The organism is Kribbella sp. CA-245084 (genome assembly GCF_050942355.1).
Taxonomy (GTDB): domain Bacteria; phylum Actinomycetota; class Actinomycetes; order Propionibacteriales; family Kribbellaceae; genus Kribbella.
Genome location: NZ_CP192053.1, coordinates 6,213,528 through 6,237,021, shown reverse-complemented (window position 1 = coordinate 6,237,021; position 23,494 = coordinate 6,213,528). Strand labels below are relative to the sequence as shown.

The 23,494-nt window shown below is 65.0% G+C and carries 25 protein-coding genes; 8 read left to right on the top strand and 17 right to left on the bottom strand.

Features of this window, described 5'->3' with window-relative positions; genetic code table 11:
* Positions 1-75: 75 nt before the first annotated feature.
* Together ACQPYH_RS29620 and ACQPYH_RS29615 are read right to left on the bottom strand one after the other, a co-directional pair.
* A complete protein-coding gene (locus ACQPYH_RS29620) occupies positions 76-858 on the bottom strand; it encodes a L,D-transpeptidase family protein (RefSeq protein ID WP_432877865.1) in 783 nt (260 codons plus the stop codon).
* Positions 859-933: 75 nt separating this feature from the next.
* Positions 934-1,506 (bottom strand): GNAT family N-acetyltransferase, encoded by a 573-nt coding sequence (locus ACQPYH_RS29615; RefSeq protein WP_432877863.1) that lies wholly within the window; start codon positions 1,504-1,506, stop codon positions 934-936.
* A gap of 223 nt (positions 1,507-1,729) precedes the next feature.
* Here ACQPYH_RS29615 and ACQPYH_RS29610 point away from each other — a divergent pair, with 223 nt between their 5' ends.
* On the top strand, positions 1,730-2,299 hold the full coding sequence (locus ACQPYH_RS29610; protein WP_432877860.1) for a hypothetical protein: 570 nt from the start codon (positions 1,730-1,732) through the stop codon (positions 2,297-2,299).
* A gap of 3 nt (positions 2,300-2,302) precedes the next feature.
* Here ACQPYH_RS29610 and ACQPYH_RS29605 read toward each other — a convergent pair whose 3' ends face one another.
* Positions 2,303-2,719, bottom strand: a complete 417-nt coding sequence (locus tag ACQPYH_RS29605; protein ID WP_432877857.1) for a hypothetical protein — start codon at positions 2,717-2,719, stop codon at positions 2,303-2,305.
* Positions 2,720-2,819: 100 nt separating this feature from the next.
* Between ACQPYH_RS29605 and ACQPYH_RS29600 the strand changes: the two genes are divergently transcribed.
* Positions 2,820-3,707: a LysR family transcriptional regulator gene (locus ACQPYH_RS29600; protein WP_130439096.1), complete on the top strand. Its 888-nt coding sequence runs from the start codon at positions 2,820-2,822 to the stop codon at positions 3,705-3,707.
* Positions 3,708-3,753: 46 nt separating this feature from the next.
* Here ACQPYH_RS29600 and ACQPYH_RS29595 read toward each other — a convergent pair whose 3' ends face one another.
* Genes ACQPYH_RS29595 through ACQPYH_RS29565 form a run of 7 tightly spaced genes read right to left on the bottom strand, consistent with a single transcriptional unit; the run spans position 3,754 to position 10,889 of the window.
* The gene (locus ACQPYH_RS29595; RefSeq protein ID WP_432877854.1) at positions 3,754-4,728 is read right to left on the bottom strand and encodes an aldo/keto reductase; all 975 of its coding nucleotides are present in this window, start codon (positions 4,726-4,728) and stop codon (positions 3,754-3,756) included.
* A 59-nt stretch (positions 4,729-4,787) separates the two neighbouring features.
* Positions 4,788-5,759 (bottom strand): hypothetical protein, encoded by a 972-nt coding sequence (locus ACQPYH_RS29590; protein WP_432877852.1) that lies wholly within the window; start codon positions 5,757-5,759, stop codon positions 4,788-4,790.
* Positions 5,756-7,057: a glycoside hydrolase gene (locus ACQPYH_RS29585; protein ID WP_432877850.1), complete on the bottom strand. Its 1,302-nt coding sequence runs from the start codon at positions 7,055-7,057 to the stop codon at positions 5,756-5,758. Before ACQPYH_RS29585 ends, ACQPYH_RS29590 begins: the two co-directional genes overlap by 4 nt.
* Positions 7,058-7,059: 2 nt before the next feature.
* Positions 7,060-7,818, bottom strand: coding sequence for a 6-phosphogluconolactonase (locus ACQPYH_RS29580; protein ID WP_432877847.1), 759 nt, complete (start codon positions 7,816-7,818; stop codon positions 7,060-7,062).
* Between the two features lies 1 nt (position 7,819).
* Positions 7,820-8,632: a carbohydrate ABC transporter permease gene (locus tag ACQPYH_RS29575; protein WP_432877844.1), complete on the bottom strand. Its 813-nt coding sequence runs from the start codon at positions 8,630-8,632 to the stop codon at positions 7,820-7,822.
* Positions 8,629-9,552 carry a carbohydrate ABC transporter permease gene (locus ACQPYH_RS29570; RefSeq protein ID WP_432877841.1) on the bottom strand — a complete coding sequence of 308 codons (924 nt, stop codon included), beginning with the start codon at positions 9,550-9,552 and terminating at the stop codon, positions 8,629-8,631. Before ACQPYH_RS29570 ends, ACQPYH_RS29575 begins: the two co-directional genes overlap by 4 nt.
* Positions 9,549-10,889, bottom strand: coding sequence for an ABC transporter substrate-binding protein (locus tag ACQPYH_RS29565; RefSeq protein ID WP_432877839.1), 1,341 nt, complete (start codon positions 10,887-10,889; stop codon positions 9,549-9,551). Before ACQPYH_RS29565 ends, ACQPYH_RS29570 begins: the two co-directional genes overlap by 4 nt.
* 117 nt (positions 10,890-11,006) lie before the next feature.
* On the opposite strand from ACQPYH_RS29565, the gene ACQPYH_RS29560 reads away from it, so the two are divergent.
* Positions 11,007-11,714, top strand: coding sequence for a GntR family transcriptional regulator (locus ACQPYH_RS29560; protein ID WP_432877836.1), 708 nt, complete (start codon positions 11,007-11,009; stop codon positions 11,712-11,714).
* A gap of 655 nt (positions 11,715-12,369) precedes the next feature.
* Here ACQPYH_RS29560 and ACQPYH_RS29555 read toward each other — a convergent pair.
* Positions 12,370-15,474, bottom strand: coding sequence for a DUF3427 domain-containing protein (locus tag ACQPYH_RS29555; RefSeq protein ID WP_432877833.1), 3,105 nt, complete (start codon positions 15,472-15,474; stop codon positions 12,370-12,372).
* Between the two features lie 306 nt (positions 15,475-15,780).
* Between ACQPYH_RS29555 and ACQPYH_RS29550 the strand changes: the two genes are divergently transcribed.
* Positions 15,781-16,074, top strand: a complete 294-nt coding sequence (locus tag ACQPYH_RS29550) for a hypothetical protein (RefSeq protein WP_432877830.1) — start codon at positions 15,781-15,783, stop codon at positions 16,072-16,074.
* A gap of 315 nt (positions 16,075-16,389) precedes the next feature.
* Here ACQPYH_RS29550 and ACQPYH_RS29545 read toward each other — a convergent pair whose 3' ends face one another.
* The 3 genes from ACQPYH_RS29545 to ACQPYH_RS29535 are packed head-to-tail and all read right to left on the bottom strand — an operon-like array spanning position 16,390 to position 18,453.
* Complete coding sequence (locus ACQPYH_RS29545) at positions 16,390-16,839, bottom strand: deaminase (protein WP_432877828.1); 450 nt, start codon at positions 16,837-16,839, stop codon at positions 16,390-16,392.
* A complete protein-coding gene (locus ACQPYH_RS29540) occupies positions 16,832-17,521 on the bottom strand; it encodes a RibD family protein (protein ID WP_432877825.1) in 690 nt (229 codons plus the stop codon). The genes ACQPYH_RS29545 and ACQPYH_RS29540 overlap by 8 nt, the downstream gene beginning before the upstream one ends.
* On the bottom strand, positions 17,518-18,453 hold the full coding sequence (locus ACQPYH_RS29535; RefSeq protein ID WP_432877822.1) for a hypothetical protein: 936 nt from the start codon (positions 18,451-18,453) through the stop codon (positions 17,518-17,520). The genes ACQPYH_RS29540 and ACQPYH_RS29535 overlap by 4 nt, the downstream gene beginning before the upstream one ends.
* A gap of 239 nt (positions 18,454-18,692) precedes the next feature.
* Between ACQPYH_RS29535 and ACQPYH_RS29530 the strand changes: the two genes are divergently transcribed.
* Genes ACQPYH_RS29530 through ACQPYH_RS29520 form a run of 3 tightly spaced genes read left to right on the top strand, consistent with a single transcriptional unit; the run spans position 18,693 to position 20,207 of the window.
* Complete coding sequence (locus ACQPYH_RS29530; RefSeq protein ID WP_432877820.1) at positions 18,693-18,953, top strand: hypothetical protein; 261 nt, start codon at positions 18,693-18,695, stop codon at positions 18,951-18,953.
* Between the two features lie 5 nt (positions 18,954-18,958).
* Complete coding sequence (locus ACQPYH_RS29525; RefSeq protein ID WP_432877817.1) at positions 18,959-19,810, top strand: DNA/RNA non-specific endonuclease; 852 nt, start codon at positions 18,959-18,961, stop codon at positions 19,808-19,810.
* Complete coding sequence (locus tag ACQPYH_RS29520) at positions 19,797-20,207, top strand: hypothetical protein (protein ID WP_432877814.1); 411 nt, start codon at positions 19,797-19,799, stop codon at positions 20,205-20,207. The genes ACQPYH_RS29525 and ACQPYH_RS29520 overlap by 14 nt, the downstream gene beginning before the upstream one ends.
* A 267-nt stretch (positions 20,208-20,474) precedes the next feature.
* Here ACQPYH_RS29520 and ACQPYH_RS29515 read toward each other — a convergent pair whose 3' ends face one another.
* From ACQPYH_RS29515 to ACQPYH_RS29505, 3 genes are all read right to left on the bottom strand, one after another.
* Complete coding sequence (locus ACQPYH_RS29515) at positions 20,475-21,101, bottom strand: hypothetical protein (RefSeq protein WP_432877811.1); 627 nt, start codon at positions 21,099-21,101, stop codon at positions 20,475-20,477.
* A 179-nt stretch (positions 21,102-21,280) separates the two neighbouring features.
* Positions 21,281-21,487: a hypothetical protein gene (locus ACQPYH_RS29510; protein WP_432877809.1), complete on the bottom strand. Its 207-nt coding sequence runs from the start codon at positions 21,485-21,487 to the stop codon at positions 21,281-21,283.
* Between the two features lie 646 nt (positions 21,488-22,133).
* Positions 22,134-22,493 carry a hypothetical protein gene (locus tag ACQPYH_RS29505; protein WP_432877806.1) on the bottom strand — a complete coding sequence of 120 codons (360 nt, stop codon included), beginning with the start codon at positions 22,491-22,493 and terminating at the stop codon, positions 22,134-22,136.
* A gap of 407 nt (positions 22,494-22,900) precedes the next feature.
* Here ACQPYH_RS29505 and ACQPYH_RS29500 point away from each other — a divergent pair, with 407 nt between their 5' ends.
* On the top strand, positions 22,901-23,218 hold the full coding sequence (locus ACQPYH_RS29500; RefSeq protein WP_432877804.1) for an effector-associated constant component EACC1: 318 nt from the start codon (positions 22,901-22,903) through the stop codon (positions 23,216-23,218).
* Positions 23,219-23,494 lie beyond the last annotated feature (276 nt).

Genomic DNA, 23,494 nt, shown 5'->3' with positions numbered 1-23,494 from the left:
CGCGAGGCCCGGTCCGTCTCGTGTGACGCGACAAAGCCTGAGCGGTCCGTCTTGTATCGAGGACCGAATTCTCGGCTAGTACTCGCCGTAGATCTGGACCTTGGTACCGATGGGGGTGTCGGCGTAGATCTCGTGGATCTCGGGGCGCATGACGCGGACGCAGCGGTGGCTGGCGGGGTACGGCTTGATCAGGGAGTTGACCCGGGAGCCGTGCAGGGCGATGCCAGGGCGGTCCTTGAGGAAGTACAAGGAGTCGTACATGTACGCGTCCTCGTACAGGCTGCTCTCGTGCGCGCCGGCCCACTTGCGCCAGACCGTGCCGGTGCGGTTCGGGGTGTCGTAGCCGGGCTGGCCGGTCGAGATCCAGACGATCCGCTTATAGGTCTTCCCGACGATCTGGTACAGGATCTGGCAGGTCTTGTTGACGTAGATGCCGGGGGAGCGGGTCGGCGTGGGGCGCTTGGTTGCGTTGAGCACCGAGTAAGCGTCGTTCAGCGTCAGCCCGGCGCGGCTCACCGGAAGCCCGTTCGTCTCGCGCCACGCGCACAACGCCTGCTTGGCGCGCGCGGTGATGTCACCGTCGATATCGCCGACCGGGTACCCGAGCTTGTCCAGTTGCCGCTCCACGCGGAGCGCGTAGTACGCCGGCTTCTGCTTCACCCTGGGCTTCGGCGTTGGTTTCACCGTCGGCTTGGCCGTGGGCTTCGCAGTCGCCGTCGGGGTTGCACTCGAGGAAGCGGTCGTCGCCGATGGCGAAGGAGTCGTCTCGCTGGCGGCTACGTCCGAGCAGCCGGCAAGCACGAACGACAGCACCACGGCACCGATGGCACCGGCAACCAGACCACGACGACGCGACACGGGCGACCCCTTATCCCTCAGCTTTTTTCAATGTCGCAGAAGCACGCCGAGTAAGCGTGCAGCGACCCGCCGAGACTAGTGCGCCAGAGGGTTCAATCCGCTCGCCGTCACCGAACCGTTGCCGAGCTCCGGTGCCGGGTCGTCCCGCAATCGGCTGTACAGGTACCCGTCCCGCAGCCGCCCGGCCCGGAACTCACACCCGCGGATCACGCCTTCGAGCCGGAAACCCGCCTTCTCCAACGACTTCTGCTCGGCCAGATTCTCCGGATGCGTCGCGGCCTGGATCCGCTGCACCGGCGTGTGCTCGAACAGGTACGCCGTCAGCATCGCCTGCGCCCGCCACCCGATCCCACGCCCGCGATACTCCGGCAGCAGCGCGATCCCGATCTCCCAGTACTTCGTCCTCCCGTCGAACGACCCCGACCGCCAACTCACCAGCCCCGCCGTCTCCGCACCTGGTTCCGCACCGGTCCGGACCATCAGCCGCCCGTCCTCCTCACCAAGGAACCCATCCTCGGCAAACCTTCGGACCGGACCCTGCGCATCGCGGAACCCGTTCCAGTCCAGCCCGATCAACCCCGGCTCGACCGCAAACCGTTGGAGCAACGCCACATCGTCTTCCCTCACAGGCCCCAGCACGACATCCATAACTGCCAGACTAGGTCGCCGTAGTTCCGCACCCTCGATCCGCCCGAGATCGCCGTCGACGGAAATGCGGTCCCCACGCCGGCGCCGCGTTTGTGTCCGCAGCTTGCGCTCCTGCTGCTACGTCCGCGGCGCAGGTCCGGCCCTCCTCCCCGGTACGCCGACCAGCGCCGTCCTCCTCACAAGCCGGAACCCGCTGGACGCCCTCGCCGCGCTCATCCACTAGATGCTTCAGGCAACCAACGACGTCGGTGAACTGGTGGACCTGTGCGTCGGCCTTCCGCTCGCACTGCGGATCGCCGACGCCGTTGCCTCACGCGGTTTGGTCGCGGCGCTCGTCTCACGCATGCGTCGTACGGGCGCGCTCGCCATCGACGACGACAGGTCGACGAAGTCGAGCACGACCAGACCGCTGGCCAGCCAGAGCGCGGTCTCCGCGGTCAGCTCGGCGTTCCAAACGTCGTACGACCTGCTCGATCCCGCTGTACAACGCGGCTTCCGGCTGCTCTCGCTCTTCCCGGGCCAGGAGCTCACGCCCGGGCCGAGGCCCTCCTCGGTCCGAAGTACGACCAGGTTCCTCAACCGCCTCGAATCAGCGAGCCTGCGCTCGCGGAGTCCGAGGCCATCGGGCACGTCGGCGGCGAGTGCTGGGCACGCCTGTTGCCGGCCCGCTGCTGTACGCCGGCGAGCCGTCCGGCATCGCCCGCAGCGGGTCGCGTTGCCGTCGTCCGAGGCACTCGCGCACCAGTTGGCAGCCGGCGCGTTCTGCGAACGCTCCGGCTACGCGGCTGGGTAGGTGCTAGAGACCGAGATCCCGCAGGAACTCCGGCTTGTACGCCTGGACCACGACGTACCGCGGGTCCGGTACCTCCATGCCGGCGTTCTTCGCCTCGTCGCTGGCCGCGTCGTGCGGGCCGACCGGAACGCTCGGGTCGGCCCAGTCCTGCTCGGCCGGATTCCACCGCGTCACCGTGTACGTCGCCTCGAGGCGGTCGTGGGCGACCAGATCCTTGGCGGTCCGCTCAGCCTCCTGGGCGTCCTCGAGCGTATGCGTGTACATCAGCATCCGGTTCCCGTCCCGGGTCACCGTCACCTGACTCCCGAGCCGCTTCCGCGCGTCGTCGTCCAGATCCAACGCCCGCAACCGATCCCAGAACGTCAACCCGTGCCCCTCATCACTGAGCACAACCTCAACCCGAAACTCCTCATCCGCCATGCCGCCCACCCTACCGATCCCCGGACGGCATCCAGCGCGCGGACGCCTGAGAGGTGGGACAGGTGAATCGATTTCTTTCGATCGACTACAGTTCTTAGTCATGGAGCTGAGGCACTTGGAACACTTCGTGGCGGTGGCTGAGCAGAAACACTTCACGCGGGCCGCCGAGGCGATGTCGATCTCGCAGTCGGGGCTGTCCGCCTCGATCCGCGCGCTCGAGCGTGAGCTCCGGGCGTCGCTGTTCGTCCGGAACACCCGGAGCGTGGAGCTCACCGAGGCGGGGCGCGCGCTGCTGTGCGAGGGCCGCCGTACCCTCGCCGCCGCCGAAGCCGCCAAGGACGCGGTCGCCGCGGTCCAGGGATTGCTACGCGGGCACCTGACCGTAGGGCTGGAGCAGTGCCTCGGGGTGGTCGACGTACCGGCGCTGCTCGCGAAGTTCCGGTCGGCGTACCCGTCCGTCGAGATCGAGGTCCGCCAGGCCGGCTCCACACCGATGCTCGACGAACTCGCCTCCGGCCGGCTCGACGTCGCGTTCGTCGCCACCGCCGGCGACCCGGTCGACGGGCTCGACCTGCGACCGCTGTCCCGCGAGTCGATGGTGCTCGTCTGCGCGCCCGACCACCGCCTCGCGAAGGCGTCTCGGGTCACGCTGGACGACCTGATCGGCGAGTCGTTCGTCGACTTCGACCCCACCTGGGGCGCCCGCGCGATCTCGGACCGGGCGTTCACCACTGCCGGGGTCGCTCATCCGGTGACGATCGAGGTCAACGACGTACACACCCTCCTGGCACTCGTCGCCTACGACCTCGGCGTCGCCCTCGTCCCCGAACGCATCGCCGCCAAACGCGGCGACCACGTCACCGTCCCCCTGGCCCCCGGCACCGCCTCCGACTGGCAAGTCTCAGTAGCCGTCCCCACCGGCCCCGCCGCCTCCCTAGCCGCCGACGCCCTCATCGGCATGCTCCCGACAACCGCGGTCCACGCATAGAACAGCCGGCCGCCTTTGTGAAAGCGGCCGGCTGTTTGGAGCGGTCTTACCAGGCGTAGTCCTCGGGGGAGGTCTTGTAGCCGGGGAAGATTTCGTCGAGGCGGGCGAGGGCCTTGTCGTCGAGTTTGACGTCTACTGCGCGTACGGCGGAGTTGAGCTGTTCCATCGTGCGCGGGCCGACGATCGGGCCGGTGACGGCGGGCTGGTGGAGGAGCCAGGCGAGGGCGAGCTCACCGGGCTCGTGGCCCAGCTCGTCCGCGAGGGCCTCGTACTGCTCGATCTGCGGGCGCAGACGCTCCAGCGTCTCCTTGGCCCGACCCTCGAGCCGGCGTACGCCCTCGTTCTCCTTGCGTACGACGCCGCCGAGCAGACCGCCCTGCAGCGGCGACCACGGGATCACGCCGAGGCCGTAGTGCTGCGCGGCCGGCAGGACCTCGCGCTCGACGTCGCGGACGAGGAGGTTGTAGATCGACTGCTCGCTGACCAGGCCGATGTAGTTGCGGCGCGCCGCAGCCTCCTGCGCCTGCGCGATGTGCCAGCCGGCGAAGTTGCTCGACCCGGCGTACAGGATCTTGCCCTGCTGGATGGCGACCTCGATCGCCTGCCAGATCTCGTCCCACGGCGTCGCGCGGTCGACGTGGTGGAACTGGTACAGGTCGATGTAGTCCGTCTGCAGCCGCTTCAGCGACGCGTCCAGCGCGCGCCGGATGTTGAGCGCGGACAGCTTGCCCTCGTTCGGCCAGCCGTCGCCCATGTCGCCGTACACCTTGGTCGCCAGCACGGTCTTGTGCCGGTTCGACGGGTCCTTGGCGAACCACTCGCCGATGATCTCCTCGGTCCGCCCCGGGTAGATGGCCCGCCCGTACCCGTTCGCGGTGTCGAAGAAATTGATGCCCTTGTCATGCGCCGCGTCCATGATCGCGTGCGCGTCCCCCACCTCGGTGTGGGGACCGAAGTTCATCGTCCCCAGCACGATCCGACTAACCGACAACCCAGTACGCCCAAGATGAGTGAAATCCATATCCACCACCCTTGCTCGCCCGGCTCAACTCTTCCAACAAAATAATCAGGACAGTCCGATCAGCTGAGCTTCTGAGTCAGTCTGGCGCGCACCGTTTCGGTCGGCGTCGCGCCACCCTCGGCGATCGCATCGAGCAGGGCTCCCACGAGCGCTGGCGCCTGGGCGTGCCGAAGCTCGACCTCTCGGGAGTCGCAGGTACGACGGAGCGCGGCGAACATCGGCGCCTCCGGTTCCGGTACCAATCCGCCTCCGACAACTACGGTCACTGGTCTGACCAGTCCACCCGGTCCACCCAGTCCACACGTCCGCGCGAGACTGCCGACGTACTGCGCCAGCCGTTCAGCCTGCGTATCGACCAACCCGGCCACAACCGGGTCGTCGTCGATGAGCGCCAGGACCGCCGGAGCATGCGCTGCCTGTGCCGCGAAGTTGAACTGGTTGCCACGCGCAGTGGTGAGCTCGAGCATCTCGTCCGGCGTGGACGCCCCGAACAACGGCGGCAGTACGGCGGAAAGCTTCGTCGCCTCGCCCATCCCGAGCTCAGCGAGGTACACCGCCCGCAACGCCTCGCTCACCAGCCCGGCCGCGCCGAGCGGGTGCTGCAGCCACCACGACAGCGCCCACTCCTTCTCCGGACCGCGGCCCGCGAGCGCCGCACCGGTGCCGAGCACGACGGAGATGCCCTGCCCGTCCAGCCGGCCGCACCGAATGAGCGCGAACCCGTCGTTCTTGATGCTGAGACTGCCGAAGCGCGGCTCCAGCGTCGCGCTCCAGAACTGCTCGTCGACCGGCCAGTCCACTCCCGCCAACCGGAACGCCGCATGCTTCACGTCGGACTGGTGCAGGCCCGCCGACGCCAGCACCTCGTCGACAAGGCTGAGCACGACCGATCTCGCCGCCTCAGGCCCCGCCGGCGCGTAAATGTCGCCGACACCGCCACGAGCAAGGGCGATCAGGTCACCATCGGCACTGGTCAGACCAGCCCAGGTCTTGGTGTTTCCGGCATCGACAGCGAGGAAGACGTCCTTCACCGCAGAAGTCTCTCCGGCAGGTACGCCGAGTGCGCGGCGGCCATCTCGTCGTACAGCGGTTCGGCGATCGCCAGATCGGGCACCAGCGGATTCGCGACGAGCGCACGGATCGCGTCGGCCCGATTGCCCTCCCAGGCAGCCTTCGCCGCGAGCATCTGGTAATCGGCGAGCTGGCGCGTGATACCCCGCACCGCAAGGGGCAGAGGCTGCTGCGGCTCGATGTGGCAACCCTTGCGGTTCACGTTGCAGTACACCTCGACGACGGTTTCAGGGTCGAAACCGGGCAGCGCGCCGTCGGCGTTCGGAAGGTTGACGGGCAGCCGCGCGCCGGTGTCGTTGTAGTAGGCACTCATCACGTCGATGGCCAACTCCAGTTCGTGGATGCCGCCGCGTGACCGGGCCGGATCGAGCTCGGGGTGGCTGGACTCGGCCTGCTCGCGGTAGTGCTCCCAGTACCCAGGAACCTCGTTCATGATCACTTCCGAACGGGTCCGCGGCGCGGCCTGCTGCGCCCGGAACACCTCGTTCCGGAAGTAGTAGTAATTGAAGTAGTCCGACGGGATCGACTGCATGACCACGGCCAGATGCAGCGCACGCTTCGAGTTGTCGTCGAGCGTCGGGTCGTCCTTGCGTTCTTCCCACGCCGCCTCGAGCAGGGGCATGACGTCCTTGCCGTCGTACAGATGCTCGTAGCTCCAGCAGTTGTGGTTCACGCCGGCCATCGTGACCTTGGCCCGTTCGGGGTCGAGCCCGGCCGCCCGCAGTACGACGGGCGGGAACACGAGCGGCCCCTCGCACATCGAGTAGATCGGGACCGAGGTGTAGCTCGCGACCGCCTGCGAGACGATGTTGACCGGGTTGGTGTAGTTGAAGATCACCGCGTTCGGAGCGACCGCCTGCAGGTCGTCGGTGATGCCGCGCATGTCGTTGATTGAGCGCAGCGCCATGAAGAATCCGCCAGGCCCCTGCGTCTCCTGCCCGATCACACCGTGCTTGATCGGAATGCGTTCGTCGAGTGCCCGCGCGTCGAAGTTGCCGGGACGGAAGCTCGTCAGTACGGCGTCGACGTCGGTCAGACCAGTACGCTGGTCCGTCGTCGCGGTGACCGTGATGTCGTTGCCGCCCTGTGCCGCGAGCTTCTCGGCGATCCGGCGGACGATCTCGAGCCGCTCCGGATCCTTGTCGATCAGCACCACTTCCGAGCCCGCGAACTCCGGCCCGTGCCACAAGAACGACGCCATGGTGCCGGCGGCCCGGGAGGATCCGCCGCCGATGTAGGCCATCTTGATTCGAGCCATGTCTAGGAGACTCCTTCTCGTTCTGACTTTTGTGCGGCTTCTTCATCCGCGTAGATGAGGGCGTTGCGGCAGTCGTGCACGATGGTTGCCGGCCACAACGGGTCGTAGCTGTCGGCTTGAATGATGCGATCGAAGGCGTGCGCCTTGTTCTGACCCCAGAGCAGCATCACCGCGGAGTGCGAGAGCTCGACGAGTTCCGCAGTACCGATAGTGACGCCGTACGTCGGAACGTCGGCGGGGGACTGCAGATGGGGGAAGGTGGACATGTTGTCGCGGCGGGTCGACTCGGGCAGCTCGACGACCCGCGTGGGCGCGTGCCGCGGCGTACCCGGTCCGTTGAGGGCGACGTGTCCGTCTCCTTGACCGCTGGCCAGGAGGAACAGGTCGATGCCGCCGCGGTCGAGGATCTCCTGTTTGAAGGCTTCGGGCTCGTTGGGATCCGGGGTGAGGAGACTGGTCGGACCAAGGCCTAGGGGGCCGAGCAGGTTCCGTTGGGCCCAGCCGATGCAGCTGTGGGGTGTGTGCGGGTCCAGTAGTCGCCAACTGCTTCCGTGCCTGGTGACGTATTCGTCCATCATCACGATCTGAAGGCCGTCCAGACGGGCCCCGGATTGCTTCAATGCAGCTGCCACTGGAGTTGCACTGCGACCGGCGGGAAAGCCGATGATGGCCCTGCCTGTGGTCAGTTGATCCAGAATCCGTTGCGCTACGGCCTCGCCGAGTTGGGAGGCGTCGGGTACCACGGTGATTGGCGTCGTCACGTCACTCCTTGACCGCGCCGGCCATGACGCCGCTGATGAACTCGCGCTGGAAGAACAGGTACAGAGCCACGACCGGCAGCGACACGATCAGCGAGCCGGCCGCCATCAGATTGACCTGCAGTACATGGCGTCCCTGGAAGGCGCCCAGGGCAACGGTCGCGGTCTGCTTGTCCGGATCTCCCAAGAAAATAAGGGAAAGGAAGAAGTCGTTCCAGGTCCACATGAACGAAAGCAGAACCAGCGTGAGTACTGCGGGACGCGCCATCGGGACGAGAATGCGCCACAGCATGTTCCACACTCCCGCACCATCGACAGCGGCGGAATCCATCACCGAGCGGGGGAGTGCCCGGAAGGTCGCCCGCATCCAGTAGGTCCCGAACGGCACGCCCATTCCGAGTTGAATGATGACGAGTCCGAGCCACGAGTTGGTCAGCCCGATGCGCTGGAACTCGTAGTACAGCGGGATGACGATCACTTCGGTCGAAACCATCATTCCGAGCAGGATGACCGGGAAGAGGAAGCGTTCGCCGACCACTCCGAGGACGCCGAACGCGTACCCGGAAAGAATCGCGAGGATGGTCTGACCGATCACCGCTGACACCGTGATGACCAGCGACGCATACATCGAGTGGGCGAGGTTCCCGTCATGCCAGGCAGCCGTGAAGTTGCTCCAGGCAATGTTCGAGAAGTCCAGCGCTCCCGACGTGTTGGGGCTCAGCGAGGTCAGGACGAACCACGCGACCGGGAACAGCACTCCGACCGTCAGTGCGATGACGATGACGTAATTCGAGACGCGTTCGAATCTGGAGATCATCGGTCTTTGTTCTCCATGATCCTCGTGATGGCGACCGCGATCGCGAGACACAGAACGGCCAGTACGACGCCAGTTGCGGATGCCCTACCGACATCAGGATTGACGAATGCCAACTGGTAAAGGAGAAGCGCGGGTGTAGTCGTGGCCGTTCCGGGACCTCCCTGCGTGGTGATGTAGACCATGTCGAAGGTCCTGAGCGCACCGGTGATCGTCAAGGTGAGGGCGATGGCCATTTGCCCGCGCAGGCTGGGCAGCGTGATGAGCCAGAACTCCTGCCATCGCGTCGAACCATCCAACCGCGCGGCCTCGTACAGCTCATCCGGAATCGCGAGAATGCCGGCCAGGAACAGCACCATGGTGAACCCGAAACCGCCCCAGACACCGATCATGCCGAGCGACGGCAGCGCCCAGGTGAAATCACCGAGCCAGTTGCGTGTCAGGTGGCCGAGGCCGACGCCGCGCAAGAGGCTGTTCAATGGGCCGTCCGGTGCGTAGATGCGCTTCCAGATGATCGCGACGACGACGCTCGTCAACACCTGCGGGAGAAAGAGGAACCAGCGATAAATGCCTTCACCTCGGATCTTCGCTCTGCTCAACAGCGCCGCGCTGATCAGTCCGAGCCCGAGGGGGATCAGGCCGAACATCAGGATCAGCACGAGGACGTGGCCGAAGGCGGCGTACATCCGTGGATCTCTGCCGAATTCCAGGTAGTTGCGCAGTCCGACCCACGTCGGTTCGCTGACACCGTCCCATTTGTAGAACGAGTAGTTGACCGTTTGGAGGAGCGGCACGAGCACGATCACGCCGTACAGCAGGAGTGCGGGGGAGAGGAAGAGCAGACCGATCCAGCGCCGTTTGCGGGTTTGCCGCGAGACGGTTCGGGTTCTCGCTTTCGTGCGACCGATCGCCAGAACACTCATCGTGCGGCCTGGAACTTGTCGTAGTCGGCCTGCACCGCCTTGACCAGATCATCCGGTGTGCTCCGGCCGGCGAGCAGCAATTGCACCTGGCCGCCGAGCGTGTCGAGCATCGAAGGCGTCGACCAGTCGAAGTACGGGACGTATCCGTTGTCCTTGTCGAGCGACCGCTGACCAGCGATCTCGGTACCGAATTCCGGGTTGTCCGGCGGCGCCTTGACGTCGTTCAGCAAGGGGAGAAGTCCGGCCTCGACGACGTACTGCGCGGTTTGCGGGCCGGCGAGGAAGTCGAGGAAGGCGGCGGCGACATCCGGGTGCGCACACTTTGATCCGAGCGCGACGGCCGTCGAGGCGCCCGTACCGACGACCTTCCCGCCGGTCGCCTGCGGGAGTTGGACGTAGCCGTACTCCTGCTTCTGATTTCCCTTGAAAGCAAGGGTTCCGGTGTATTCGAAGCGGAACGCGGATTTGCCTTTGAGGAACGCGTCGATCGCGTCGGCGTACTGGATGCCGGCATGATTCGGCGTGAGCCAGTTCTTGTCCTGGTACGACTTGAGCCGCTCGGCCGCCTCGGACATTCCGATGTCTGTGGCCTTCACCTCGCCGGTTGAGTAGACGAAGTCGTTGATCTTCTTCTGATCGCCGAAAAGGTCTTGCAGGGCAAGGAGAATCGCCGTCGACGAACCCTTGTCCTGCGACCCGTAGCCGATCGGGATGACGCCCGCGGCCTTGGCCTTCGTGCACGCGTCCTCGAACGACGCGAGATCGGTCGGCGGCGTGATACCAGCTTTGTCGAGAACCGTCTTGTTGTAGTAGAGGCCGATCAGCGATGAGCTGGCGACCGGCGTCGCGAACAACGACCCGCTGCCCATCTCCGCGCCGTCGGTTGTGAACTGCGTCTGCCGCAGGATCGTGCTCGGGAACTTGTCCCAGCCGAACGACTTCGAATACCCGTCCAGGTTGAGCACCAGGCCCGCCTTGGACAACGTCCCGAGGGACTGCCAGCCGTTGTTGACCGTGATGATGTCCGGCGGGTTCTTCTCCTTCAACCGCAGATTGGCCGTCTGCGTGAGCTGACCCCAGTCGACCGACGTGCGCTTGATCGTGACGTTCGGGTACTTCGCCTGGAACCCCTTCACCGCGCCGGCCACCCAGCTGGCGGCGTCACCGCCCCAGAAGTCGAGCATGGTCAGCGTCACCGCGCCGGCCTTGGCGACGTCAATCGACTTGGCGGGTGTGGTCGGTGCGCTGCTCGCCTTGGTGCCTTGCGGTGCGCAACCGGCCAGCGTGAACAGCCCGAGCGCGGCCCCCGACTTCAACACGTTCCGCCTGCTGACCATCGTGACTCCTTCGTCTGTGACTTCCCGCCACCCTACGACGCTGAAACCAGTTATGCCAGTGTGAACCAGTTTCGAATTGTGCCTGAGGGGGATGGTGAAACTGGTATAGTAATGGCCGTGAGTGAGCCCGCTGTTGAGCGTGTCAAGAAACGGATCCGCGAGGGGATCGTCCGCGGGAAGTACCCGAGCGGCAGTCGCCTGCCGAGCGAACGTCAGTTCGCCCTGGAGACCGGGCTGAGCCGGATGACCGTCCGCGCCGGCTTCCAGGCGGCCTCCGACGACGGCCTCATCGCCCCATCACCCCAACGCGGCTGGTACGTCCGCGACCTCGTACTGCGCGAACCCCCCAGCCGGCTCCAGTCCTTCACCGAGATGGCCCACGAACTCGGCTTCCGCCCCACCTCAGAAATCCTCGACCACCGAGAACGCCCCGCCACCCTCGACGAGGCCCACCGCCTCCACCTGGCCCCCACCGCCCCCGTAACAGCCATCCGCCGCCTCCGCGGCATGGACGGCCGCCCCGTCACCGTCGAAGACCTGGTCATCCCCGTCGCCGTCGCCCCCTGGCTACGTGACACCGATCTGACCGATGCGTCCCTCTACCAACTCTTCTCATCCCACAACATCGAGTTCGCCTACTCCCGCTACACAGTCCAAGCCCAAAACGCCACCGAAACCCTCGCCACCCTCCTCAACCTCCCCCCATCCGCCGCCATCCTCGTCGCCACCGAAATCGCCTACACCCAAGAAACCACCCCCCTCCTCTCCGGCACCAACCACTACAGAGGCGACGCCTACCAATTCACCGCAGACCTAACCCGCTGAGGGATCCACCCCACGCGTGCGACTCGCGTGTGGGACGGTGCGTTGGCTGGTAGTCGATGTAACGGCGCGCGCAGGGTGCCGATAGATCGGACGTCACACAGTGCGAGGAGGAGACATCATTAGCATCGCGACCGCGACCGATCTGATCACCTCAGTAGGTGTGGTGATCGCCGCGTATCAACTCTTCCAGGCACGCCGTGCTCGCAGGCATGAGCTCGCAAACCTGTACGTCCAGAGGTTCTGGGAGATTGACGACCAACGACGGCACGCCGAGCGATGTGCACCTGATCAGATCGATCTCCACGACCAGCGGTACCTGAGGTTGTGTGAGGACGAGTTTGAGATCGCGCGCCTGGGATGGTTCGACGCGAGAACCTGGGCGGTCTGGCACGCGGCGATTGTGAAGGGGTTGGAGGCGTCAACGACTCTCGCGAACGCCAACTCTGACGGATTCGTCCTCGTACGCCGATGCTGGGCAGCAGCCGAACACGAGCCGTCGAACTGCCCTGGAATCATCGGCAGATTGACGCCGGATCCAGCCGCACGTCATCGCTGGCCGGTCAGGAGATGGTGGCGACAGTGGATTGGGGCGCGATTGCGCGAGCGTGGTAGCTCGCCGAGCCTCACATAGCCGTCGGGTTGATCCGCAGGCTCACTACGCGACCACCGATGCTGCCTGGAAGACCTCCGTGGGCATGGGGTGAGTTAGGTGCCAGGTGATCGCGATGGGGCGGCTGCCGGTGTGGGTGGTGTAGGTGGCTGGGCCTAGGAAGAGGTAGGGGGCGGTACCTAGGTCGGTGAGTTTGTGTTGGCGGGCGAAGATCAGGATGTTTGTGTCTTGGTCGCGGTGGTTGAGGTAGCGCTGACCTGTGGGGGAGTCGACGGAGGTGTTGCTCTGGGACTCCCAGTGGAAGAGGGTCGGGCTGATCGCGTAGTCCCGGTACATCGTCGTGGGGGAGTAGTCCGCTTCCGACTTGGTGAGGGTGACGAGGAAGGCGTCGACGTTTCGTTCTTGTGAGTAGACGACGCCGGATTGGAACGTGCTGGGCCGCCGCTGAAGGTTGGCGTAGTCGAGAGCGGCGAGGATTTCCTCGCGTTGATACTGCGCATGCACGCGGAGCGGGAGATCGCTGAGTCGGTTGGCGAGACGGTGCGTGAGGTGGCGCGCGTGATCCATCGCGAACTCAGTGACCTCGAGCAGTTCGTCGCGGACGGCCTGCTCTTGACGGAGTGCGTTGAGGCCGTCGGCGTACGACGAGAAGCCCCCGCCGTTCGGCCAGAGTGAGAAAAACAGCATGCGGGCGTAGGTGCGGTGGGTCGGCGGCAGTTCGTCGTACGTCGGGCCGTCGTCCTGGAGGAGACGTCGATAGGTTTGAAGACGCTCGGGATCGTCCACGTGGGCAAGAGCGCGTACGCGTCGCAGGAGGCTTGACTCGTGGGCGGATCCCTGGCGGGTTGGCAGTCCGGCGTCACGCCGTAGAGCGGTCCAGCTTCGGCCGGTCCGCAGTACGTCGCTCAGGTCGGCGCCCGATTCGTCGAGGAAGGTCGGCAGGGTCTGCTCGCCCTGCGCCTTGAGTTCCTTCACCATGTCCTGCCAGCGTCCGGTCACCTGCCCCCGGAGGTTGGAAAGGACCACTTCCTGCGCGACTTTGTCGAGGACAATCTCACAGCCGGACGGTAGGAGCGGGAAGCCTTGTTCGACCTGTCGCTCTAGGCCTCGGCGGGTGTTGCCAGTGAGCGCTCGGAAGCGCAGGTCGAAGCGAAACTCCTTGCGTTGGTGTCCGACGAAGTCGAGCGCTGTGAGGACGGGCTTGCCGTCTGCCTGCCGCAGACCGCGGCCCAGCTGCTGAAGAAAGACAGTTGGGCTTTCGGTCGGACGGAGAAAGAGGACGGTGTTGACCTCGGGAAGATCGAGCCCTTCGTTGAAGAGGTCGGCAGCGAACAGCGCGTTGACGCGGCGGTCCTTGAGATCCCGCAGAGCCTGATCGCGCTCAGCGCTCGGAGTCAGCCCGGAGACAGAACGTGCCGGGATGCCGGCGTCGTTGAAGACCTTAGCCATGTAGTCGGCGTGAGCGATCGAAACACAGAAGCCGAGCGCTCTCATCGAGTGCACGTCGGAGAGCTTGTCCCGGACTTCGCGCAGGACGATGGCTGCGCGGCTGTCGTTGCCGGTGTACAGCTTCTCGAGCTCCTGTTCGTCGTATCGGCCGCGCTTCCACTGCAGATCTGTCAGCTGTGTGCCGTCGGCGATGCCGAAGTAGTGGAACGGGCAGAGGAGGTCGGCTGAGAGAGCTTCCCAGAGTCGCAGCTCGACTGCTGTTCTGCCGCCGAAGTAGCTGAGCAGGTCGAAGCCGTCGGTGCGCTCTGGCGTCGCGGTCAGGCCGAGTAGCTCTCGAGGCTGGAGGTGATTGAGCAGGTGTTTATAGGTAGGTGCGGCTGCGTGATGAAACTCGTCGACGACGAGGATCTCGAACGCGTCCGCCGGCATAGTCATGACGTCGTACGCGTGTAGGGCCTGCACTGAGGCGAACACGTGTCGCCATCGCTCGGGACGCGTGCCTGAGTGGTACTCCTCGCCGAAGCTGGCATCCGCCAGCACTTCGCGGTACGTGCGGAGCGACTGCTGGAGGATCTCTCGTCGGTGGGCGACGAACAGGAGCGAGGGCGCAGGCTCACCACGCTGAAGGGCGGCGTCGCGCAGGCGTCGGTAGTCGAGCGCGGCGATGACCGTTTTGCCCGTACCGGTCGCTGCTACGACAAGATTGCGATGTCTGTCGTGGACTTCACGCTCGACCTCGATTTCCTCGAGCATCTCAGCTTGATACGGCCGCGGACGTACTTCGAGGCCTGCGAGTGAGATCGTGACGCGGTCCGAAGTCTTCCGGTTGCCGGCCTCTGCGAGCGCATCGTCGAGGCGGTCACGGTCGCGCGCCGGATCGTAGGATTCGAAGGTCGAGTCATTCCAGTAGGTATCGAACGTCGCGCCGAACTTCGTCAGCAGACCGGGCGTGCCAATCCGCGAGAGCCGAACATTCCACTCGACGCCATCGAGCAGAGCGGCTCGCGAGAGATTGGACGATCCGACGTACGCCGTGTCGAAGCCAGTGTTCCGTCGAAACAGCCACGCCTTCGCGTGCAGGCGGGTGCGCAGTACGTCGTACTGGATCTTCACCTCGGCGCCGAAGTCGTTGACGAGCCGGTCGAGGGCGGGCCGATCGGTCGCGCCAAGGTAAGTGGTCGTGATGACGCGGAACGGGGCATCGCGAAGTCGCAGCCGACGCAGCTCGGGCTCGAGCAGGCGGAGGCCGTACCACTTCACGAACGCGCAGATGAGATCAACCTCATCGGACGTATCGATCTCGGCGCGCAGCTCAGGTCCCAATGACGGTTCACCATGAGAGTTGGTGAGCAGGGCCGCGTCGGAGAGCGGAGTGCTTGGACGCGCATCGCCGTACGTCGTGATGCCGGGGCGAGCGGTTGGACGTACGGCATGCAGTTGGCGTATCGCGCCGTCGGGCAGCCCGTCAGCGTGCTCCGCCAGACGCTGTAGCAAGTCGTTGACTAGCGCAACACGCTTCCCCTCATCACGAGTGCTACCAAGCACCCGCAGTACGGCGTCACTCACATGCCGGGCGAGGACCTCAGGTTGATCAGCCTCGTCGACATCATGAAGTACAGCAATCTGCCCACCCGCCTCACCAGCAACGATTGCCTCGAGCAGCCCATTCGTGACGAGCGCGTCGTAAATCCCCGACTCCATCCAACAATCACCCCTTCAAGAGGAGCTTGCCAGAACCCACCGACAGCCACCGGCGTTTGACCACATCGAGCGTGTCTTGCACAGGTGACACGTTCTGCCGTTAGCCTGTTAACCGATCGCTTCTCAGGCGTTCCAGGTTTCACCGACACGGTTCGGCTGGACATTGCCTGGTGGTCTCTTCGGCCCTCGGTGGCCTGCGGCCTACTTGGTGCCGCTTCCTCGACCTGTGTCCGTCGCCCTGGCCGCCGTCGTCGCGTGGGCGTGACGGACGTTCAGCCAACGTCGGCAACAGAACTCGAGTGCAACATGATCGATCTGACACGTGTCTGCACCACGTGCGGACGCGATCCGCATTACGTGAACGTGGACCTCAACCCCGACGAGATCGGTTACCTGCTGCTCAACGGCTCCGGCGAGATCATCAAGCCGGTGCCCCACGATCAATACAACGAGGAGCACAACGAATTCATGAGGGCGGCATCTACACCCCGCCATCAAACGGTTGTCGGAGCGCTACCACGAGTCCGGGCTCTTTCATGCGGCGCTCGCCGAGGCACTCAAACGGTTCATCAACGAAAGACGAAAGGCCACCAGCCTTGACGGCGCGAAACCTCTGCCATCGTCAACGAGGCGTTCAAGGTCAAGGACGCCGAGGATGTCCCGCTGATCGATGTCGCACCTCCCTATCTAGACGCAGGATTCGACATCAAGACGTTGAGGAACCTGCGTGAAGGACAGTGGAAGCTTTCGCATGGTGTCGTGGCTGCGTTTCGCAACCCGGGTGCGCACGAGGAAGAGTTGTTGCTGATCGAGACCGAAGCGACAGTCACCGAAGGGAGAGAAGCCTGCGAGTTTGAGGCCGCCCCGATTGTGTCGCGTGGGCCTGCCCACGTCTCGTCGCGCATCTGGCCGGTTTCATCCCAGGACGTGGGCGTTGATTTCTTCGACTTCCTTGGCGAGGTCGGGGAACTCGATGACCTCGACGCCGGCGGCTGTCAGGAGTTCGACGCCCTCGCAGTTGACGAAGATTGTGGGTTCTCGCCAAGCCAGGACCACTCGCGGGATGCCGGCGTTCAGGATGAGCTCGGTGCAGGTTCGGGGGCGGGAGGCTCGTTTGCTGCACGGTTCGAGGCTGGTGTAGATGGTGGCTTCGCGGAGGCGGGGGTCGTCGACCGGGAGCTTGGCGAGGGCGACTTCCTCGGCGTGGTCGTGGGGGTCAGTCTCGCGGGAGTAGCCAGTGGCGAGGATCTCGCCTCCGGGGCTCACGATGATGGCGCCTACGCAGAATGCACTGGAGGAGGGTGGGCAAGAGCGAGACAGTTCGATGGCCTGCCGGAGCCAGTGGCGATCGTCGAGGTCAGGCATGCTCAGCCGCCTTGGGCAGGTAGCGGAGGAGTACGACGTCGCCGATTTGCTGGACGTCAACCAGGGCCATGCGGTTGGCGGGGCTTTGGGGGAAGGATGCGTCGCCAACGAAGCGTGGAGCGGTGCTGTCGCCGACGAAGAAAGGGGCGACGACGAGCTGGATCTCGTCGGCGAGGCCGGCGGAAAGGAACTGGGTGTGGATGGTGCCACCGCCCTCGACCATGAGCCGTTTGACGCCGCGGCCGGCAAGGTCCTCAAGGATGAAGCCGGGATCAACCGTCGGACCCGCGTCCACCACCGTACTGACGTCGCCTACGGCGTCGGTCGCTTCCGAGATGGCGGATGTTGGAACGTAGACGATCTTGGCGACATCGCCGGTGCTGAAGAACTTCGACGTCGGATCGAGATCCCCGGTGGCACTCAAGGTGACTTTGATCGGCGACTCCGTCAGGCCGGCGTCGAGGCGGCGCTTGCGGCGGTCATCGGAGCGGACAAGCAAGCGAGGGTCGTCTCGGCGAATCGTGTTCGCCCCGACGAGGATTGCGTCTACGCTTGCGCGCACCTCGTCAACTCGGTCGAAGTCCTCGTCATTGGAGAGCAATAGGCGCTCGCTCGTGTTGTCGTCGATGTAGCCGTCGATAGAGGCCGCCGCCGATAGCAGTACGTAGGGGCGCTCAGTCACGCGTGGTCTCCTTCATCGGTGTCGACGAGGTCGTCGAGCATGTACACGAAATCATCCGTCATCCGTTCGACGGCAGTCGGATCGGTACCGTCGTCGGCCTTGGCGCAGGTCGCGAGTGTCTCGCGAGTGCAATCGGTCATCCAGTCTGATAGCTCGGGCGTGCGGAGCACTTGGCGGTAGATCGCCGCTGCTGAGCCGTCGCTGGCCCCGAGAGGCAGGATTCTCTTTCCCATCGACAGTGCGATGTCGGCCTCTGCCTGGGTTCCCGCCCCGCCACCGATGATGACGATGTAGCTGGCGTCGAAGATGACATTCCGTCGTCCAAAGATGGCCACGGCACCACGCAATCCCGGCGGTTGGTAGTGGTCCGCGATGTGGGTGATCACCTCGATGCCCACACCGATCGGCCCGTGGTTGACGAGCAGGCGCCGTACCATCACGAGGCGGGCCAGCGACCGGACTGCAGCATCGATGACTCGTGAGTTCGTGCCGGGTGACCTGCTTCCGCAGATGGCGATCCGCGGGCTCGACGAGTCCGAGCCGTCGACTCGTACGCGCGTTGCCTCAGCGACTGACGACGGCCGTTTCGTCAGCTCGCGTTCGTCGCGGATGGACGATACGAGCGCGTCCGCAGGTGCAAGACCCATCAGGATCCGTGCCTCGTCAGGCATCTGTAGTCCCTCGGCGATGCGCGTGAGCACATTGATATCTGAGACCTGGCCGTGGCGCGAGCCGCGTACCCAGTTGGACACGTCTGAGCGGTCGTGTTCGGTCAGGAGCGCTAACTGAGTCTGGGTGCACTCCGTGAAGTCGGTCAGGTAGCTGCGGAACAGCTCGGCGACGTCGCGCCGAGCCAGAGCAACCTCAACGTCAGTCTTCCGCCAAAACGAAAAGGGCACGCTGCCTGGGTCGAACACCTTTCGACGAGTCACAACCCTCCTGCGATATGGGATCTCACCAACAGAGCGTAGCGGTGCGGTCCCGGGGTGTGGGACGAGTCCACGGGTTGACTCAATTTCGCGCCGCCGCGGTTACGGCCAGCATGAAGTCATGGGTAATGCGGCATTGCTGCCGGTGAGCCCGTCACGAAGCCCAGCCAAGCAGCGGGGTCGGCGTGCTGGTTCCCTGCCGCCCGCGTCGGCCCCGCGTTCCACCTCTGTGAGGAAGCCTCATGTCCGTCGTCCAACAGTTGAAAGAGCAGTTGCACCACATGGCCGTGGACGCCAATCGAGCCGCGGGCAGTCTCGGTGGTTTTCAGAACAACTTCGGTCAGAGTAGTGCGCAGGTGCAGGCGCTGATCGCAGGGTCAGCCACGAGGACGGATCGAGATATCTGCGAGCTGCTCGACGCCGCCAGCAAGGCGGTCGGGGATGCGGTCCAGGCTCTGCAGATCGCCGCGGCAGGATGCGCAAGCTATGCCAACCAGATCTAGGCCGAATGCCGTCTGACCTGCAGCGAGTTGCGCAGGGGCTGGTCGAATGCCTGGACCGGCTCCCCTCGATGATCGGCTACCTCCAGCGGGTGGCGGCACAGTGCCGGGAGAACGCTTCGTACCTCGCTGACTTCGCTTCCGGTAATCCAGCGGCGCGACAGGCGGCGTACCAACTCGCCGCGGCCGCCGATGCGTGCGAGCGTGCCGCGCATCTGGCAGCTGCGGCGCCACCGAAGGCGCGAGGATGGGCGGATCAGATGGTCGCTGGCGTACGTGGCATCGAACCGTCAGCGGGCGTTGGGCAGCGCGACATCCCGCGTGGTCCCGGTCCTGGCAAGCCGGACGCGACGGTCATCGAGCTGTCCACGACAGAGCCGGAGCACAGAGAACTTCTCAACCAGCCGCCGCCTCGGAGCACAGTCAAGGTCGATGGACGGTTCGTGTATGAGACGGATGGCGATGGCCGAGTCGTTCGAGCCAGGGCGGTGCTGGATGTTGTCGATCTGAAGCATCCGCGGGATACGACGTCGCAGCGCAACCTCGATGACAAGCTGCCTGGGGACCACGCTGGGCACATCTTTGCCAGGATCTTCCGTGGGCCGATCGGCAAGATGAACCTGACCCCGATGGCCGGCAACAGCGTCAACCTCAGCGCATACAAGAAGGCCGAGAACGCTTGGCGGGTGGCGCTGGAGGCCGGATCGAAGGTGGAGGTCCAGATTGACCTTGTGTACCGCACTGACAAGAATCGTCCCGACTTGATTGCCGTCAAATCCTCGATCGACGGCGTAGTTACACAGCAGACCATTCGAAACGCGCCGCGACCTAGTAGAGGAACCACACATGTCGATTCCTGATCAAGCGAGTATCGAGACCATTGGGTCGGCCATGGTGAAGGTGGCGCCTGCGGGGTGGGCGAAGGCTGTTCTGACGGTGTCGGCGGTGGCGGCGACTATGGAGACGCAGCTCGCGGTTGAGATGTTGGACGGCTCGGTCGATGCGGGCCTCAGCATCGACGTCGAGGCGCAGATGGCGTGTGACGATCTGCGTGACGCGATGTACGAGCAGGACAAGGGGACCTGGTACAACGCGGTGTTCAGTGTGAGGCCGGGCGGTGGCATCGAGGCGGAGTTCGACTACGACAATCCTCCATTCGACGGCGACGGGGAGCCGGATCTGCTTGAGGACGATCAGCGCGCGTATCCGCGCGACGCGGTACATCTTCCGAGCTGGCATCCGTCGCGCGGCGGGTAGCGCTAAAACCAGCAACTGACATTTCAGACATCAGCCGATGAGAGAGCCGGCTGCGGTCCGAATCTGCTTCACCTGCTCGTGGAGGGGCCTCGGTCTGCGGAGGGCGTTTGGCGGCAGGTGGGTGGTTTGTCGTTGTCGGTGGGGCGCTGGTGGGAGGCGCGATGCCGTCTAGGGCTTTCAGGGATTGGGTCGGCTCAGCGGGTAGCGCCATGCGTGGCGGTCCGATGGGCGGTCGAGGTCTTTGTCGGGGTCCTCTTGCGGGGCGGACTATTGGGAGATGGTCGAGTTCGTCGAGGGCGACGCCTTGGAGCGGCCTGGTCGGTTGGCGGTGACGTCGAAGATCTCGCCGTTCTTCCGGGGTGAGAAGGCGATGACCTGCCGGACCGGAAGGGACGACTCGGTCGGGCCTTCGAATTCTCGATAGGTGACTCGGTGCGAAGGTCCCACCGGACGTCCGCGCCGGTTGAACTCTTCCACGACGGGGATGTTGAGTCCGGCACAGGCGCGGAGGTCCGGATGCTCTGCGGTACTCGGCATCGCCGATGGTGTCCAGGAACCGGGCCTCGTCGTCCGCGCGGCCGGATCAGTCTTCGGACCTTCAGGTCGGGCGATCATCTGGCCACCGTATGCGCTGATGGTCTGGGTATCGGGGCCAGCGGGAGACCGATACCTGATCATCTCGACGAGGTAGAACTTGCCTTGCTTCATCGACTGGTTCAGGTAGCGGCCGGTGTTCTCCATCGACTGGGTGAAGCGCTGGGCCACGCCGACGAAGTGGAAGTCGCCTATGGTGAGTACTTCGCTCAGGCGGGTCTGGAACGGGTCGATCTCCGAGTCCTGCATCGTCGGCCAGATCGCGCGCCTTGCATCTTCGAGTGAGCGTGCGTCGTGCATCAGGGGATCGATGCATTATTGGCTGGTGAGATCGCGGCGTACGACGGTGTTGTCGAACTCGTCGAGGGACTGTCCCCACAGATCGCTGCCGTAGTCGATAAGTTGGGCGAGTACGTGGCGGAATACCGGGTTCTGGGGGCCGGTCTTGAACTCGGCGAGGAGGACGTCGCCACTTCTCGTCAGGCCGACGAGGTCGATGCGACCGGACGCGAGGCTGACTTCCTGCCGACGACCAGTAGCGGGCCGTCGAGGTTCATGTCTTCGATCGGCAGCAGGCCGGGCGACCTCCGGAAGCGGTCGTGGAGGCGCTGTTCGTCCGGTGCCACTACCTCCTCGAGAACGACCTCGGCGCCGTCTTCTCGAAGTACGACGAACTTTCGGCCCATTGTTCCTCCCCGCCGGATCCTCGTTAGACGCTATCGCTTCGCGGCATGTCGCGGCGGTGGCTAGCGGTAGCGCTCGGCCTTGTTGAGTGTCGTGTTCCCGTGGGCTGGGACGGTCGGGCTTTGACTGCGTCTCGGGCTGGGGCTATGTCGGCAGCGGCGGCTAGGGCTTGGCGGAGGTCGGGTGGGAGGGGTTGGCGGATCGGGGCGATGTTGGACGATGCGCCGTAGGTGTTGAGGGTTTGGCGTCGGACACCTACTGCACGGTCCAACCGCTTGGCAGCGACGTCGAAAGGGCGGTTGCCTCCGCGGTGGGCGAAGCAGATGACCTCGCGGTACGGCGGTCCGTTGTCTTCTGGTTCGAACTCGCGGTAGATCAATCGGTGTGAGGGGCCGAGCTCGTGGTTTCGGCGCGACTCGGGGATGACTGGGAGTTTGATCTCAGCGCAGTCGGTGAGGTCGTGGGTGGTGAATCCGAGACGTTTGCCGTCGAAGGCTCCTTCTTCGCCGTGTGCGATGGCGCGCAGACCGGCCCTGAGAGCTCGGTGCTCGCGGTCGCGTAGGCCGCCTGGTTGTTGGGTTGCGGCGGCTCGCTCCAGCGTGCGTAGCTCCTGCAGTACGTCGCGGTGGACTAGGAGCCGGTACTGCGTCATTTCGGTTTGCGGAACTCGGAGTCGTCGATCGGCTCGTCGAGATCCCAGCCGAACTCGGCGGCGACTTCCTCGATCGGGACTGAAGGGCCGCCTGGGTTCTTGAGGCGGTGGCGTTCGATCGAGTAGCTGGAGTCGAAGCCTTCCTCGTCGGTGGCGGTCTCGACGAGGGCGCGCCAGACCTCGAACGGGATCACGACGCCCTCTGGCTGGCCGGCGTCGCCGAAGATCAAGGGCTCGGCGGCGCCGGATCGGAACATGGCGAGAAGCTTCGAGAGGTTCTTCGATGCTACCGAGGTCGACAGCACCCAGACGGTGCTCCCGTCCGGGAGTAGGTACTGCGTTTCGTCGGGCTCCATGAGTAGTCCTTCCCGTTGGTCGTGCACCGTCATCAGACTAAGAGTTGGCCGCCGGTCGCGTTTGGAGTTATCCACAGGAGTTGGGGTTGAGGGATTGCCAGAGTTCGTAGGGGATTAGGACGGCTTCTGGTTTGGTGGTGCCGAAGATGAGGGGGTCTTGGTAGCCGAGGTGGAAGCGGGTGAGCATGTGGGGGAGGAGTTCGGCGGCGGTCGAAGGGGTGATCAGGCAGATGGGCTCGGATTCGTTGGGGTTCATGGGGGGCCTTTCGGTGAGGTTCTTAGCAGGATAGGAGTGGCGGGCCGGGTGGCGGGGGAGTTATCCACAGGGGGCCTGGGGCAACTGATGGGAGTGGTGGTGGATGGGTGAGCCGCGGTGGGTTGAGGTTCGGGTGGTGGGGGATGCGGGGATGGATGAGGGGCGGTGTGTGAAGGCGGTTCGGCAGTTGCGGAGGGAGTTGGACGGGGAGGGGCTGCCTACGCAGGAGGTTGTCGAGGAATCGGATGTGTTGCGGCAGGACGATGGGTCTATTGCGATCGCGGTCGCGTTGGTGGGCGCGGGTGGCGCGGTGCCGACGTTGGTCGCCGTACTGCGGGACTGGATCCAGCGGCGGAAGAGTCCGGGGAAGATCGTGGTGACGTTGGGGGACGACTCGATTGAGATGGAGAGGCCGACGTTCGACGAGCGGGCGGAGTTGCTCGAGGCGTTCTTGAAGCGGCACAGCTAGTCACACGTTTGAACGCTGGGCCGGGCGTTGTTCGGCGGCGGGCGTGGGCGTAGCGTCGGCAGTGGGATTCTGGCGACGCGGCCGGAGGGGGGCTGGTGCGGCGCGCGCTGATGGGCGTGCGGCGTACGTGTTGCGCGGGGGGAAGACGCGCGACCCGTCGGGAGGAGACTGCCCGGTACGAAGTGCGGGCCGGGGTGGGGAACTCCGAGGGGGAAGACGATGAGGTCGTCGTTGCGGCGCCGGTCGGTGGGCCGGTGCAGGATTCGGGAACGCCTT